9 protein-coding genes are annotated in these 12838 nt (G+C 63.5%); 3 read left to right on the top strand and 6 right to left on the bottom strand.

Annotated elements, in window-relative coordinates:
* Positions 1-112: 112 nt before the first annotated feature.
* Both ACDC66_RS01235 and ACDC66_RS01230 read right to left on the bottom strand, forming a co-directional pair.
* A complete protein-coding gene (locus tag ACDC66_RS01235; protein ID WP_376694850.1) occupies positions 113-2167 on the bottom strand; it encodes a prolyl oligopeptidase family serine peptidase in 2055 nt (684 codons plus the stop codon).
* 62 nt (positions 2168-2229) lie between these two features.
* A complete protein-coding gene (locus ACDC66_RS01230) occupies positions 2230-2982 on the bottom strand; it encodes a nuclease-related domain-containing protein (RefSeq protein ID WP_376694849.1) in 753 nt (250 codons plus the stop codon).
* 140 nt (positions 2983-3122) lie between these two features.
* On the opposite strand from ACDC66_RS01230, the gene mgtE reads away from it, so the two are divergent.
* Positions 3123-4508, top strand: coding sequence for a magnesium transporter (gene mgtE / locus ACDC66_RS01225; protein WP_376694848.1), 1386 nt, complete (start codon positions 3123-3125; stop codon positions 4506-4508).
* A 34-nt stretch (positions 4509-4542) separates the two neighbouring features.
* On the opposite strand, the gene ACDC66_RS01220 is transcribed toward mgtE, so the two are convergent.
* On the bottom strand, positions 4543-5277 hold the full coding sequence (locus ACDC66_RS01220; RefSeq protein WP_376694847.1) for a ZIP family metal transporter: 735 nt from the start codon (positions 5275-5277) through the stop codon (positions 4543-4545).
* Positions 5278-5508: 231 nt separating this feature from the next.
* On the opposite strand from ACDC66_RS01220, the gene ACDC66_RS01215 reads away from it, so the two are divergent.
* Positions 5509-6270, top strand: a complete 762-nt coding sequence (locus ACDC66_RS01215) for an NUDIX hydrolase (RefSeq protein ID WP_376694846.1) — start codon at positions 5509-5511, stop codon at positions 6268-6270.
* A 35-nt stretch (positions 6271-6305) separates the two neighbouring features.
* On the opposite strand, the gene ACDC66_RS01210 is transcribed toward ACDC66_RS01215, so the two are convergent.
* Both ACDC66_RS01210 and ACDC66_RS01205 read right to left on the bottom strand, forming a co-directional pair.
* Positions 6306-8495 carry a TPR end-of-group domain-containing protein gene (locus ACDC66_RS01210; RefSeq protein WP_376694845.1) on the bottom strand — a complete coding sequence of 730 codons (2190 nt, stop codon included), beginning with the start codon at positions 8493-8495 and terminating at the stop codon, positions 6306-6308.
* On the bottom strand, positions 8492-10609 hold the full coding sequence (locus ACDC66_RS01205; RefSeq protein ID WP_376694844.1) for a tetratricopeptide repeat protein: 2118 nt from the start codon (positions 10607-10609) through the stop codon (positions 8492-8494). The genes ACDC66_RS01210 and ACDC66_RS01205 overlap by 4 nt, the downstream gene beginning before the upstream one ends.
* 189 nt (positions 10610-10798) lie before the next feature.
* Between ACDC66_RS01205 and rraA the strand changes: the two genes are divergently transcribed.
* On the top strand, positions 10799-11278 hold the full coding sequence (gene rraA / locus ACDC66_RS01200; RefSeq protein WP_376694843.1) for a ribonuclease E activity regulator RraA: 480 nt from the start codon (positions 10799-10801) through the stop codon (positions 11276-11278).
* A gap of 61 nt (positions 11279-11339) precedes the next feature.
* Here the strand turns inward: rraA and ACDC66_RS01195 are convergent, their stop codons facing one another.
* Entirely contained in the window at positions 11340-12716 is a 1377-nt protein-coding gene (locus tag ACDC66_RS01195) for a GntP family permease (protein ID WP_376694842.1), read from the bottom strand.
* Positions 12717-12838 lie beyond the last annotated feature (122 nt).

Below are 12838 nucleotides of genomic sequence, written 5' to 3'. Positions count from 1 at the left end.
CCGGCCAACGAGCCGGGACCTCGCACCTGTCGGCGGCCACTCAGCCAGGCCTTGCCGAGATGCAATGTGGGAGGTCCCGGATAGCCGCTTTGCGGCTTCCGGGACGACACCCTTACTCTTTCTCGTCATGGCGCTCGAACCAGGCCAGGATATTGTCGATCTTGGCGATCAGGCGCGAGGGCCGGCCGGCAATACCGTGTGGACTTCCAGGCAGGCGCACCATGACGGTGTCCACCCGCGCGAGTTTGAGCGCCTGGTAGTACTGCTCGGTCTCCGAGATCGGCGTGCGGTAATCCTCCTCGCCGGTGATCAGCAGCGTCGGCGTGGTGACGTTGCCCACCAGCGACAGCGGCGAGCGCTTCCAGTAATGCTCGAATTCCTCCCAGGGCAGCCCCGGGAACTGTTGCGAGATCTGGGCGGGATAGTAATCGCCGGTCAGGGTCTTGGAAATCCAGTTGATCACCGGCTTGGCAACCGCCGCGGCCTTGAAGCGATCCGTCAGGCCGATGGTGTAGGCGGCAGCGATACCGCCGGCCGAACCGCCGGTGACGAACAGCCGATCCGGATCCACGAAGCCCTTGTCGATCATCGCGTCCACGCCCGACATGTGGTCGCCGAAGTCTTCTTCCGACGAGTACTTGTATTCGAGCAGCATGCCGAACTCGCGCCCATAACCCGACGAGCCGCGGTGGTTGTCGTAGAACACGACGTAGCCCTCGGCGGCCATGCGCTGCATCTCGGCGGAGAAGTGCGGGCCGTAAGCCAGATGTGGGCCGCCGTGGATCTCCAGGATCAGCGGGTAAGTCTTTTCCGGGTCGAAGTCCGGCGGCGTCAGGTACCAGCCCTGGATCTCGGTGCCGTCGACAGACGATTCGTAGACGATCTCGTGCACTTCACCCAGTTCGCGGTGGTCGAGCAGGTTGGCGTTGAGCTCGGTCAGCCGGCGCGCATCGCCGCGCCTGGGCTTCACCCAGACATCGGCTGGATGTTTCTCGGTGCCCAGGGTGTAGGCCATAACGCCGTTGTCGGCCACCGCGTAATCGCCGCTGCTGTAGGGCCGGCCGATGGTCGTGCCGTTGATGCCGTCGACGACGGTTTCGATGTCGCCGTCGAGGTCGATGCGGCCGACCTTGTTCCAGCCGCGGTCGGTGTAGTGGAAGTACAGCGAATCACCGTCGTCGGCCCACTTCGGCCCTTCGATGGAGCGGTCGAGGTCTTCGCCGAGCACGCGCAAGTTGCTGCCGTCGGCGTCGACCAGGCCCAGCGCGTTGATCGTGTACTGCCGGCCCCGGTGATCGTCGCGTTCGAAGGCGATGGTCTCGCCGTCGGGCGAGACGGCCGGCGAGGCTTCGATTCCCGGCAGCTCGGTGAGTTGTTCAAGCTCACCATCCTTGACCGAAATCCGGTACAGGTCGCGCTCGGTCAGCTCGTACTGCCAGTCCTCGGAGCGGTTGGAGGTGAACACGATGCCCGAGCCATCGGGCATCCACGCCAGCGGGCCGTCGTGATTGAAATCGCCGGCGGTGAGCTGCCGGGCCGGGCCACCGTCGGCGGAAACCACGAAGACGTGATCGAAGCCGGGCTCGAGATAACCGCGGCCGTCGAAGCGGTAGACCACGCTGTCGATCACCACCGGGTCCTCGGCCCAGTCCGCACCTTCGGGTTTTTCGGGCGGCTTGGCCAGCGACGGCTTTTCGGCCCGCACGTGCATGGTGAATGCGATCAACTGGCCGTCCGGCGACCAGGCGATCGACGAAGGCGATTCGACCAGGTTGGTCACCATCGCCGTTTGGCCGGTCTCCATCCAGCGCACATAGAGCTGCGTCTTGTCGTTCTCGTCCTTGGCCACGTAGGCCAGGCGGTCGCCCGACGGCGACCAGCGCGGCGACGAATAACTGCCCCGTCCGGAAAGCAGGGGCTGGTGATTGTCGCCGTCGCTGTCGACGATCCACAGGTTGGAGCGCACGCAGTCGCACATGATGTCGTGGATGGATCGCGTGTAGACCACACGCCCGCCGTCGGGCGAAATGCGTACTTCGCTGGCGTACTGCAGATCGAACAGGTCGGCCGAGCCCAGGCGGCCGGTCGCTTCGTCGGCAAGGGCCGAAACCGCCGAAAGCTGAACCGCAAGAACAAATAATAGAAAGTGGCGAAGGACACGGGGCATCAAGCGCTCTCCACTGAGTGAAATAGGGCGGCCAGTCTACCCCAGACATCGTGGGGCGAGCCTCAGCCAGGGCGCAGGTCGGCCAGTCGCCGGCTCACCGAAGGCGCAATCGTCTGCTTCGATTGGCTATTGAAGAACGCCACCACCTGGTCGCGCACCAGCACCGGCATTTCGGCCGCATCCGCGTCGGCAATGGCGACCTCCGGATGGGCCAGGACGATGACGGCACGCGCCCGGGCGTTGATGCCGTTCTTCAGCAGCCAGCGCTCGAGCGCGGCGACCTGAGCGCGCGCCTGCTCGATGGGACTGGGCATGGCGTTCCAGCTCGGACGGCTGCCGCAACCTGCCCGTCGTGCCAGCGGCCAGTGTTTCTCGCCCGGGCGCACCTGCACATGGCCCGGCGTGTTCTTGACCTCGACCACCCACAAGCCGGTCGGGCCGCCGACGATGAAATCGAGCTCGCGTTCGCCGTTGGTCAGGGTTTCATCGGGCAGGCGGATGCGATTGAGGATCAGAAAGTCGTCGGGCAGTCGCTTCAGCTGCTCGAGCACGGCTGCTTCCCCCTCGACGCCGGCCAGCTGTCCCGCGTCGACCGAGCTCGATCCCGGCAATGCCAGGAAGAAAATGACCAGCGCGGCGACACCGGCCAGCATCACCGCCAGCGGCGCGCTCCAGCCGGCAGCCGCGGCAACGGTCAGGCCGGCGATCGGCACCGCGATCATCAGGCGACGACGGCGCAATCGCCGCTGCTCGCGTAGCTCCTCGCGGTGGCGTTTGAGCGGCGGATAATCGACGACAAGACTTGTATCAGCCATGTGCCCAGTTTACCCGGCGCACGACCGACACCGTCATCGATCCTGCCTCGTTTCTTCATGCGCTCGACGCAGACCTGCAATAATTTGGGTTCGAGATTGATCGGAGCGCGTCTCCGGCCGCCACCAAAAGGAGAAAGCCTGTGCAGCAAGAGACAGCGCCTGAAAAGGAAGAAACCACGGACGGCCTGGAGCAGGAGCATATCCAGTCGGTGATCGAAGCGGTTGAAGCGCAGAATGCCGACCAGCTCAACGAGCTGCTGGAGCCGCTCCACGCCGCCGACGTCGCCGACCTGATCGAGCAGATCAACCAGTCCGAACGCGTGGCCCTGGTCGAATTGTGGGGCGACGGAATCGACGGCGAGGTTCTGTCCGAACTCAATGAGTCGGTGCGCGAGCCGCTGCTGGAAGTCCTCCCCGCGGAAGTCGTCGCCGACGCCATCCGCGACCTCGACTCCGACGACGTCGTCGAACTGGTCGAAGACCTGGAGGAAGAACAGCAGTCGCGCCTGCTCGAGGCGCTGGAGATCAAGGACCGCATCGGCGTCGAGGGCTCGCTGTCCTATCCGGAGTACTCGGCCGGGCGCCTGATGCAGCGCGAACTGGTGGCCGTACCCGAGGACTGGAGCGTGGGCCAGGCCATCGACTTCATCCGCGGCGAAGACGAAGACGACCTGCCCGACCAGTTCTATCACGTCATCCTGGTCTCGCCGGCGATGCACCCGGTGGGCTACGTCACCCTGGGCCGATTGCTGTCCTCGCGACGGCAGGTGCCGCTTACCGAGATCACCGAGCCCAGCTTCCGCACCATCAGCGTCACCGAAGCCGCCTCGGACGTCGCCTACTGGTTCAACCACTACCACCTGATTTCCGCTCCGGTGGTCGACGAGAACGGTCGCCTGGCCGGCATGATCACCATCGACGACGCCATGACGGTGCTCGACGAGGAACACGAAGAAGACATCCTGCGCATGGCCGGCGTCGACGAGGACTCCAGCCTGGCCGACACCGTCTGGCAGACAACACGCGGGCGTGCCGTGTGGCTGATGGTCAACCTGATGACCGCCATCTTCGCCTCGATGGTCATCAACCTCTACGCCGAAACCATCAACCAGATGGTCGCCCTGGCCGTGCTGATGCCGATCGTCGCCTCCATGGGCGGCAATGCCGGCACCCAGACCATGACGGTGGCCGTGCGCGCCATCGCCACGCGCGAGCTGACGCGCCGCAACGCGCTGCGGGTGAGCTGGCGAGAAATCACGGTGGGCGCCATCAACGGCGTGGGTTTCGGCGTCGTCATGGCTCTGGTCGCCGCATTCTGGTTCGGCATACCCATGCTCGGCGCCGTGATCGCGCTGGCCATGGCGCTCACGCTGGTCGCCGCGGCCCTGGGCGGTATCGTGATACCGATCATGCTGGAGCGATTCAACATCGACCCGGCCCTGGCCTCCGGACCCTTCGTCACCACCGTGACCGACGTGGTCGGCTTCTTCGCTTTCCTGGGCCTGGCGTCGCTGATCCTGCTCTAGTGATCGGTCCGAAGGGGCCGTGGGGTTCGAAACCTTACTTGGATAACACGATCGTGACTGCAACCAGAATGCCGGCCGCCAGCGCGAGCAGGCTGAAGCGCCGGCTTTCGTGTTCCGCCTGGGGTAGCAGATGCGTCGCGCCGACGTAGACCAGCGCTCCGGCCGAGAGAGACAGCAATGTGCCCAGCAGCGTCTCGTCGATACGGCTGATAAACGGATACGAAACCAGCATACCCAGTGGCGTGGAGAGAGAAGCAGCAAGAAAGGCGAGCAAAAAGGCCGTGCGCTCAGAGAAACCGCCGCGCAGAAGCAGAAGGTAAGTCACGATGCCTTCGGGGAATTCGTGCAGCACCATCCCGGTGGCCGCCAGGGCACCGGTGAGGAAACTGACCGTAAACGTGATGGAATAGACGAAGCCGTCGATAAAGGAATGAAAGCCGATGCCGAGCATGGGCACCAGCCCGATGCCATAGCGCGCCCGGCTCTCACCTTCGCGCTCGCAGACGAAAGCCGTGATGAAACGGTTGAACAGATGCATCAACACGAAGCCCACGAGCAAGAAAGTCGGCGCGCTGTTGCTCAGCTCGAACGACTTGGGAATGATGTGAAGAAACGAAACGGTGATCAGAACGCCGGCGGCAAAGCACACGAAGTAAATGTTGTATCGGCGGCCCCAGGACTCGAACCGCCGGATCGTGATGATGCCGGTCGCAGTCACCAGCGCCGCCAGGACGCTTGCACCGAAGGCGATCCAGAACGTGTGTTCCATCAACAACTCTCCACTTCTTCGACAAGGCCCCGCTGGACTGCGGAAGTTCACGGCAGCCGGACGGTAACGTTCGAACTCTGTTCAATGTAGGTGGTACGGGGCATGCGGGCATTGATACGCGTCAACGGGACTGCCCTGGCGCGCCATTGAGAACAAGATCACAACCAGTTCGAGTCGAGTGGATCCACTGAAGCCCTGACAATCCGTCAGCAGGCCTTACAATCACTCGATATGCTTCAGGCCAGCAGAAACAAGTACGGCGGGGTATTCGTCTCCGGCAGGGAGTTGCCGGATGACCGCAGCGCAGTCCGGGATGCCGTGGCCACGGCGCTCGCCGCCTGGACCCGCGAGGGCCTCAAGCTCGTGTGGCTGGAGATTCCCGCCCGCCGGGGCGAACTGCTGCCCGAGGCCCTCGACCTCGGTTTCAGCCTGCACCACTGCCGCAACGAAACGCTGATGCTGGTCCGGCGGCTGGTCGAAACCGCCTACATTCCGGAGGCCTGCACCCACAGCATCGGGGCCGGCGGCCTGGTGATCTCCGAGGACCGACAGATCCTGGTGGTGCTGGAAAAGCGCGACCGAATCGAACGGCCCGAACACCTGAAACTGCCTGGCGGCATGCTCGAGCGCCGTGAACACCTCGCCGATGCGGCCATTCGCGAAGTCTTCGAGGAAACCGGCATCCGCACCGAATTCCACGGGCTGATCGGCATGCGCCATCACCACCGCGGTCAGTTCGGCGCCTCCAACATCTACGCCGTGTGCCGACTCTCACCACTGAATTTCGACATCCGGCTCGACAACGACGAACTGGAAAAGGCCCTGTGGATGCCGGTCGACGAATACCTGGCCCGCGAGGCCACTTCCCCGTTCAACCGGCGCGTCGTGAAGGCCGCCCTGGCCACGCCACCGCTGCCCGATGAAACGCTCGCCGGCTACATGGATGCCCCGGAAACTTACGAAGTGTTCATGGCCGATTCGAGCCGCCGCTGACGCGTCTATCGGGACGCCCCAGTTCGATCAACAACTCAAGTCAACGGCTCCAGGTCGAGCTTGGAACGCTCGGCGTTGATCAGTTCGATCATGCGGTCGACCTGGGCCTGGAAGTCGGGGTCGTCGGCGAGTTCGGCAAAGGCCGGGTCGCGGGCGAGCAGCGGGTCGCGGTAGCCGAGGTCGATGGCGCGGGTCAGCGTCTCGATGGCCTGCGCACGGTTGCCGCTCAACGCGGCGTGACGGGCCTCGTTGAGGACGAAACCTGAAAACGCGTAGCCATGCTCGCGCATGAACTCGAGGCGCTCACCCCAGTGTTCCAGCGCGGCGGCAAGTTCTTCATCGCGACCCCGGGCCCGCAGCGCCGCGGCGATGGGGGCCATCTCCGAGGTTTCGGTATCGGCTCCGAAGGTTTCCTCGACCGCCACCGGGCTGTCCCAACGCTCGGTGTAGAGCGCCTGGACTTCATCGTGGCGTCCGGCCAGCGACAGCGTCTGTAGCAAGTCCTCCAGGCGCACTACAGCGTCGGGCGCTTCGGCCAAACGAGCCCGCGCCGCGTCCACCGCTTCGTCCGGCCGGCCCAGCGCAATCAGCGCGGCGCCGTGATTAGCCTCGGGCAACGCTAGTACGCGGTCGTAGTGGCCCAGCACATAGAAAAAATCTCCGTAAAGAATCTGGACCTGTGAGTTGTCCGGAGCCAGTTCCAGCGCGCGTTCCGCCACCGGCAGGGCCTCGGCCGGCCGGCCCGAGGAATGCAGCGTATAGGACTCGGTCATGTGCCCGAAAGCGTAGTCCGGGAAATCGTGCTGAAGGCTTGCCGCCGTCTCCAGCGCCTCATCCGTCCTTCCGGCGGATGCATAGCTTGCGGCATGGTTGGCGCGAGCGACCCGGTTGAGCGGGTCGATCTCGGCCGCGCGGCGACCCACCATGATCCGCTCCTCCAGTCGCCCGGCAGATCCCAATGTAAGCATCCGCCAGTTCAGTGCGTCAGCGTGACTCGGGTTGAGCTCAAGCGCCCGTGCAAAGGCCTCCGATGCCCGATCGGACTCTCTCAGCAAACTGAATATAAGCCCGCGAACGGCGTGCGCCGTGGCCAATTCCGGATCCAGACTCAGCGCGCGCTTGATCAGCGGTTCGGCCTCGGCAACCGCTTCGGCCAGCGGGATTTCGCCATAGGTGCTGAATGTATCGCTCAACAGCAGCGCCACCTGCGCCCGAGCGGCCAGCGCCGGAGCGTAATCCGGATCGCGCTCGAGCGCCTCGTCGAGCAGCCCGCGCGCGGCATCCAGGTTCGATCGGCTCCGCTGCTGGATCAGGCGCCGGGCCTCGAGGAAGCGCTCGTAGGCCGGCATCGAGTCGGTGCCGTGCTCGTCGGCGGCCCTGCGCTCGCTACCGGTTAGGCTCACTTCCAGCGCCTCGACGATGGCCCCTGCGATATCATCCTGGATGGCGAAGACGTTCTCCAGCCGGCGGTCGTAGCTTTCCGACCAGAGGTGGCTGCCGTCCTCGGCCTCGATGAGCTGGGCGGTGATGCGAAGCTGCTCGCCGGCCTTGCGCACGCTGCCTTCAAGCACATGCGCTGCGCCGAGGCGCTCGCCGATCTCGCGCACGTCAATGTTCTGGCCCTTGAACGCAAATGAAGAGGTGCGACTGATGACCTTCAACTCCTTGATCTGCGCGAGCAGGTTGAGGATTTCCTCGGACAGGCCGTCGGAGAAGTACTCCTGGTCACCATCGGGGCTCATGTCGGCGAAGGGCAGCACGGCAATAGAGTTCTCGGTCGAATCGGATTTCGACTCGACCGTTTCTGGATCGCTGTCTTCAGTGTCTTCGACCGAGGCGGTCTGATCGGTTGGGTTCGAAGTATCGGGTGGCATCCTGTTCGCCAGCCAGAACCGGTCCATGCCCAGAACCAGCACTGCGAGGATGACCGCACCGATCGTGACCAGGTTCAGGCGTTTGCCGGTGTGTGGCGCAATCGAGCTCTCCCGGTCGACATCGCGCTCGCGCTTGACACCCTCGGGCGTGATCTCGAAGGCCCAGGAAAAAACCAACGCCACCGGAAAACCCAGCCCGAGCAACACAAAGAGCATCGGCATAAACCATTCCGGAAACCCGAAGCCATCGGCCATCACGTCGGCCACCTGCACGATCAGCCAGGCGATCACCAGGTACGCCGCCGCCACGCGGAACACATTGCGTCGTTTGAGCTCGTTCCACAAACTCACGTCAGCGGCTCCAGGTCGAGCTTGGCGCGCTCGGCGTTGATCAGCTCGATCATGCGGTCGACCTGGGCCTGGAAGGATTGATGATTGCTAAGTTCGGAAAAAACGGGATCGAAAGCCAATCTGGGATCGCGGTAACCGGCATCGATGGCGCGGGTCAGTTTTTCGATGGCCTCTTCAGGCAAGTCACTCAAGACAGCGTAGTCGGCCTCGATCATCACAAAGCGGGGCGATCCATGGCCGTTTTCGCGCAGTTGGTCAAGCCGCCTGCCCCAGCTAGCCAGCGGGTCTTTCAGTGCTTCCTGGCGCCCCTCGGATTTCAGGGCCCACACGAAAATCGCCATCTCCCGAGATGCCCAGATTTCGCCGAAGAAAGCTTCGATGGCAGCAGTTGTTCCAAAACGCGCATCGTACAAGGCAACAAGCTCTTCATGACGCTCGGCCGCCGCAAGCGCGCCAAGTAAACCTACGACACGAATAAAAACGTCCGGGCTCTCTTCGAATCGATCTCGCGCTTGCGCGACTGCTTCATCCGACCGCCCAAGGGCCACCAGTGCACCTGTCGCGCTATCACCACCGATTTCCAAAGCCCGCTGGTGCTCGCCGAGGGCATTGAACACGGTTTGCGCCGCCCCTTGTACGGGCCTGAACTCCGGCGAAAGAGCCAATGCCTTTTCGATGGGCTCAACGGCCTCCGCCAAGCGACCGGATCGACGGAGTACGTCGGCCTCCGCGACATAGCCGATAGGGCTCTCGGGGAAATCGCTCTGGATCGAGACCGCAATGTCCAAGGCCTCCCGGGGACGGCCAGCCAGAGCAAAGAAATAGCTCTGGTTAAATCGGACTGCGCGGTTAAGAGGATCGATCTCCATGGCTCGCCTCCCCACGTCGATGGACTCGTTCACCTTGCCGGCGGTCTCCAAAGCATTTAGGCGCCAGTTCAGCGCATCGCCATGGCTCGGATTGAGCGTCAGCGCCCGATCCAGGGCCGCAGCGGCCGACTTCCAATCCCCAAGATGGTGGTGCATCAGCCCAAGCACCGCGTGTGCGGAGGCGAGATCTGAATTGGCGGAGAGTGCGCGATCGATCAGGGGCTTCGCCTCGCCTACCGACTCGGCCAGCGGGACATCGCCATAAGCACCGCGTGTATCGTTCAGCAAAAGGGCGACCTGGGCCCGGGCAGCAAGCGCCGGTGCAAACTGCGGATCGAGCTCCAGGGACTCGTCCAGCAAGCCACGGGCCGAGAGCAGGTCGGATCGAGTGCGCTTCCGAATCAGGCGCCGCGCTTCCAGGAATCGCTCATAGGCCAGCATCGAATCCGTGCCGTAGTCTTCGGCCGCCGGCCGCTCTTCCTCGGTCAGACTGACTTCAAGCGTATCGACGATCGCACCGGCGATCTCGTCCTGAATCTGGAAGACATTCTCCAGCCGGCGGTCGTAGCTTTCCGACCAAAGGTGGCTGCCGTCCTCGGCCTCGATGAGCTGGGCGGTGATGCGAAGCTGATCGCCCGACTTGCGCACGCTGCCTTCGAGGATGAAGGCCGCGCCGAGCTGATCACCGATCTCGCGCAGGTCGACGTTGCGCCCCTTGAACGCGAACGACGAGGTGCGGCCGATCACCTTCAGCTCCTTGATCTGGGCGAGCAGGTTGAGGATTTCCTCGGACAGGCCGTCGGAGAAGTACTCCTGGTCACCATCGGGGCTCATGTCGGCGAAGGGCAGCACGGCAATGGATGGATCACCGCCCACGGAAGCCGTCTCGCTCGACGGTGCGGCGGCGAAGAACTTGTCCCAGGCAAACCAGCTCAGCGCCAACACCAAAACGCCGATAATGACGAAATCCAGCTTGCGACCGGTCTGAGGCGCAATGGACTGCTGGCGATCGACTTCCTTCTCGCGCTTGACGCCGTCCGGCGTCAGCTCGAAGGCCCAGGCGAAGAAGATCGCCAGCGGGAAACCCAGCACCAGCACAAGTATCACGCCGCGCAGAAAAACATCCGGCACCTCGAAGATCGGCAGCAGCGTCTCGGCAACCTGCACCACCAGCCAGGCGAACACAACGTACGCAACCGCCACACGAAACACGTTTCGGCGCTGGAGTTCCTTCCAGATTTGCATGTAGCGAGAGTCCCCGTGTGCCAGTCGTTCAAACCCCGTCGAAGGCGCCCCTCGTGCATCCGATTCGTAAATCCAATGCGCCCTGTCATGCGCCCAACAGCGTTTCCCGCATCATACCGGCGTGCGGGTGGAATTCAAATGCAGGCATCCGGGTGCCATAATGCCCGCCGGCTCTTACAGGATCCAGCAATGCGCTCCACCCCCGATCTCTGCGATGACCATGCCGACCATGTACAGGTCGTTTCAGGCCTGAACTGGCAATCCTACGGTGGCCACGATCGTTTCGGCGGCAAAATCGCCACGGTCAAGTGTTTCGAGGACAACTCTCGCATCAAGGAACTGCTGGCCACCGAGGGCAACGGCCGCGTACTGGTGGTCGACGGCGGCGGCTCGCTGCGCCACGCCCTGATCGGCGACATGATTGCCGCCAACGCCCGCGACAACGGCTGGGCCGGCATCATCATCAACGGCGCCTGCCGCGACGTGGAGATCCTGCGCGACATCAACTTCGGCGTATTCGCGCTCGGCTGCGTGCCGCGCAAGAGCGTGCGCCGTGGCGAAGGCCAGGTCGATATACCGGTCAGCTTTGGCGGCGTGACATTCCGCCCGGGCGACTACGTCTATGCAGACGCCAACGGTGTCATCGTCGCTGAACGCGCACTTGATTGAAGATCACGCTGACACGCCCAGTCCGCCAGCGACGTGAGCAGGTCATGTATCCGTTTCGGCCTCATGCCCACGCAGCCACCCCGATCGCGGCCACGGTTGCCAGGATCGGGATCAGTACCGTAACGACGAAGATGTCGCGATAAGCCTCGCGGTGCTTGAGCCCCATGATGGTGAGCATGGCGATCACCGCACCGGAATGCGGCAGCGAGTCCAGACCGCCGGAGGCCACCGTGGCGACGCGGTGCAGTACCTGTGGCTCGATCCCCATGGCAATGTAGCTATCGGCAAATGTCTGCATGAAGATCTGCAGGCCGCCGGAAGCCGAACCGACGATGCCGGATACGACGTTGATCGACAGCGCCACCGAGATCAACGGCGGCAACTCCAGGTCGATGACGGCGCCGGCGAATGTGGCGAACCCTTCGGTCTGGGCGACCACACCGCCAAAGCCGATCACCGCCGCCGTATTGAGTAGCGGCATGATGCTGTCGTTGGCGCCCGCACCCAGCGCTTCTAGACTGCGCTGGCGCATCGAACTGAAAAAGACCGCGCAGAAGACAGAACCCAGCACCAGTGCGAGACTGGGCCAGATGATCGGCTGGGCATTGGCGAACGCAAACAGTGGTCCGATGAGCGCCGTTTCAGCATCGACCAGCCCGAGGCCGGTGGCCAGTCTCGGCACCAGGATTGTTCCCAGCACCACGACCAACGGAAGGATGGATAACCCCCAACCCGGTGCATGCTCCAGCTTCGGCGCCAGCTTTTCCATCTCCTCGTCGCGTGCATTGCTGACATAACCCTCACCGCGTTCGCACGCTCGACGCCACTGGTCTTCCAGATACCAGAGGCCGGCTGCGAACATCACCACGGCGGCAGCCAGCCCGGGCAGGATGCCGGCGAAGAGGTCGGTGTCCAGCGCGCTGGCGGCAATCACATTGTGAATAGAAGGCGTACCGGGCAACGCGGTCATCGTGAAGGTGCCCGCCCCCAAAGCGGCTGCGCCGCAGAACAGGCGTTTGGGCAGGTCGGCCTCGCGCATCAGGCCGATACCGAGCGGATACATGGTGAAGATGACGACGAACAGAACGACACCGCCGTAGGTGAGCACGGCACATGCAAGCACGGTCACCAGAACGGTCCGCTTCACGCCGAGCCAGCCGACGATCGAACTTGCCACCGAGGCGGCTGCGCCGCTGGTGGCCATCATCTTGCCGAAGATCGCCCCGGTCAGAAACAATACGAAAAACTGCCCGGCAAAAGTGAATGCGCCCAGCGGACCGGTTGGAAAGTGCTCCAGCAAGGTGGGCGCCAGCCCGAGGCCGTTGGTCAATGCAACGATCAAGCTGGCAACCAGCGCCGCCACCAGGATATTGATACCGCGCAGGGCCATGAAGATCAGCGCGGCCAGGCCCAGAAGCAGTCCGATGTTTCCAGTCATGGATGAACTCCCTCAATTCTCCCAACGCAAACCGTAGCGTCGAATCCCCGGACACGGCGCTCACGATGGGCTTCTGGCATCATACATGTCCGGCATTGAAAGGCAATTTGCCACTGCTCACC

The organism is Wenzhouxiangella psychrophila, from assembly GCF_042310375.1.
Lineage (GTDB): Bacteria > Pseudomonadota > Gammaproteobacteria > Xanthomonadales > Wenzhouxiangellaceae > Wenzhouxiangella.
This window is presented reverse-complemented; position numbering and strand designations above follow the sequence as displayed.

Coding starts and splice junctions, on each gene's coding strand:
- ACDC66_RS01215 (WP_376694846.1), top strand. CDS start 5,509: ATGCTTCAGGCCAGCAGAAACAAGTACGGCGGGGTATTCGTCTCCGGC.
- ACDC66_RS01220 (WP_376694847.1), bottom strand. CDS start 5,277: ATGGAACACACGTTCTGGATCGCCTTCGGTGCAAGCGTCCTGGCGGCG.
- ACDC66_RS01195 (WP_376694842.1), bottom strand. CDS start 12,716: ATGACTGGAAACATCGGACTGCTTCTGGGCCTGGCCGCGCTGATCTTC.
- ACDC66_RS01230 (WP_376694849.1), bottom strand. CDS start 2,982: ATGGCTGATACAAGTCTTGTCGTCGATTATCCGCCGCTCAAACGCCAC.
- ACDC66_RS01205 (WP_376694844.1), bottom strand. CDS start 10,609: ATGCAAATCTGGAAGGAACTCCAGCGCCGAAACGTGTTTCGTGTGGCG.
- rraA (WP_376694843.1), top strand. CDS start 10,799: ATGCGCTCCACCCCCGATCTCTGCGATGACCATGCCGACCATGTACAG.
- ACDC66_RS01235 (WP_376694850.1), bottom strand. CDS start 2,167: ATGCCCCGTGTCCTTCGCCACTTTCTATTATTTGTTCTTGCGGTTCAG.